At 59.6% G+C, this 1063-nt stretch carries 1 pseudogene; it reads left to right on the plus strand.

What is annotated here, in order from left to right:
* Window positions 1–1063, plus strand: a pseudogene (locus tag TK42_RS26705) (type IV secretion protein Rhs); the annotation flags it as partial.

A 1063-nucleotide genomic window follows, 5' to 3' on the forward strand; every position in this document is an offset into this window, starting at 1 on the left:
GCTGGATCGAATCGTGGCGGTGGACTACCAGGTGCATCGCGCCAAATGTCGTGAGCCCTACGTCTGGGAAACCGAGCAGAACGTTGTTTCCTACGCCTATGACGAAGACGGACGACTGGTTTGCGCGACCAATGCTGTCGGGGAAAGCGAGCGTTATCGATACGACGATCAGCACGTCATTGTTGAGCGGCAGTTGGCCGGTGGGGCGAGTTTCTTCTGGGCGTGGGAAGGCTCCGGCAAGGCGGCACGTTGCAGCGCGTTGCGTCCGGCATTGGGCGAGCTTTTCGCAGATGGACACGCGCTATGCCTGGGGGGATGACGGGCGTGTCACGGTGCATAACGCCGATGGTAGCCAGGAAGTCTATGTCCACGACGACCGAGCGCGGTTGGTGCAGCGCATCGATCCGGACGGCGCGCAGCATTTCAAATCCTACGATGCCAAGGGTCGGCTGACCGTCGAGCAGGATCCGCTGGGCGCGGTGACGGCCTATCAGTACGACGACGCCGGACGCTTGGTGGCGTTGTTTCTTGGGGATGATGAGCCGACCTCCTACGAGCATGACAACGGTTTTGTTCGGGTTGTGAGGAGTGGGGAGGCGGTCTGGAAATACGAGCGTAATAAGCAAGGCGATGTTACGCGTAGGACCGATCCTGACGGCGAGGTTACCGATTACAGCTACAACAAACACGGGCAACTGACCGGGGTTTGGTACCCGGATCATAGTTGCCATCGGCTGGTGTGGAATGAGCGGGGGCAGTTGCTGGAAGAGCAATTGCCCAATGGCGGGATCAAGCGTTATCGCTATGACGATTTAGGGCGACAGATTGCCCGCGAGGATGAGCATGGCGCACTGACCGGTTATGAATGGGACGCTGCCGGTCGCCTGCTGAAACTGATCCAGCCCGGCGGTGCTTGCCGGGAATTCAGCTACAACCCCTACGGAAAAATCATCGCCGAACGCGATGAACTCGGCCACGTCACCCGCTACGAATACGCCGATGGGCTGCACCTGATCAGCCGCCGTATCAACGCCGACGGCACCCAGGTCAAATACCGCTACGA

Origin of the sequence: Pseudomonas sp. GZJR-8 (genome assembly GCF_002916705.1) — a bacterium.
GTDB lineage: Bacteria > Pseudomonadota > Gammaproteobacteria > Pseudomonadales > Pseudomonadaceae > Aquipseudomonas > Aquipseudomonas synxantha_A.